Raw genomic sequence first — 970 nt, forward strand, 5'->3', positions numbered from 1 at the left:
GACCGAAAGGGTGCCCGGCCTATGTGACCGGGCACCCTTTCTTCGTTCGATATGATGTTGCGTGAGAATCGGATTCGCAACGGGATATGTGTCGCGCCGGGTGTTATCTGCCCAGCGCGCTGGCGAGCTGTTTCTTGGTCATCTTCGACCGGCCCTTGATATTGCGTTGGCGTGCTTCGTTGTACAGCTGATCGCGGGTCGGTCCCTGTGAACCTTTGCCGGACCGCTGGCCACCGCGGCGCTGTGGCGACATATCGTTGGTGGAACTGCGGCTCGCGGTGCGGGTTTTGCCCGCTTGCGCACGATTCTTGTTGACCGTGCGTGCGCCGATTTCCTCTGCGCGATCTTTACTCGCACCCCGTTTCCGGGCCGAGGACTTCACATGTTCGTACTGGCGTTCTTCTTTGGCAGACCATTCCTTGGGCATGACTACACCTTTCGGTCGTGCGGACGGTGGGATGGATCACTACGTCGGCTGTGGCTCGCAGAGCGCCTGCTGCCGAAGACTTTTCAGCGTGCGGGTCAGAATGCGGGAGACGTGCATCTGGGAGATCTGCAGTTTCTCGGCGATCTGATTCTGCGTCTTGGATTCGAAGAAGCGCATGATCAGAATTCTGCGTTCCCGGGTGGGCAACGCATCGATGAGCGGGCGGACCGCCATCGCGTCCTCGGTCAGTTGGTAGCACTGTTCCTCGGCGCCGAGCTTGTCCATGATCGCGCCGTCGTCGGTGTCGACGACCGCGTCGATGGAGTTCGGCTGATAGGCGTTGCCGGCGATCATGGCCTGCACCACCTGCGGGCCGTCGACGTCGAGAGCTTCGGACAGCTCGCGGGCCGTGGGCATGCGCCCGAGTTCGTGAGCCAGATGTTCGGTCGTCGGACCGATGCGCAGCCACAATTCCTTGACGGCGCGCGGTACCCGGGTCGACCAGGTGTAATCGCGGAAGTGACGGCGAACCTCGCCCATCAC

General features: G+C 61.8%; 2 protein-coding genes. Both read right to left on the reverse strand.

Annotation, left to right across the window (positions count from 1 at the left end; all coding sequences use genetic code 11):
• Positions 1–103: 103 nt before the first annotated feature.
• Positions 104–427: a hypothetical protein gene (locus NN2_RS35675; protein ID WP_063019676.1), complete on the reverse strand. Its 324-nt coding sequence runs from the start codon at positions 425–427 to the stop codon at positions 104–106.
• A 39-nt stretch (positions 428–466) separates the two neighbouring features.
• A partial coding sequence (locus tag NN2_RS35680) for a sigma-70 family RNA polymerase sigma factor (protein WP_082857493.1) occupies positions 467–970 on the reverse strand: 504 nt, incomplete at its 5' end.

The organism is Nocardia nova NBRC 15556 (assembly GCF_001613005.1).
Lineage (GTDB): Bacteria > Actinomycetota > Actinomycetes > Mycobacteriales > Mycobacteriaceae > Nocardia > Nocardia nova.

What these genes read in the sequence shown, in the direction of transcription:
- NN2_RS35675 (WP_063019676.1), bottom strand. Translation starts at nt 427, where the DNA reads ATGCCCAAGGAATGGTCTGCCAAAGAAGAACGCCAGTACGAACATGTG.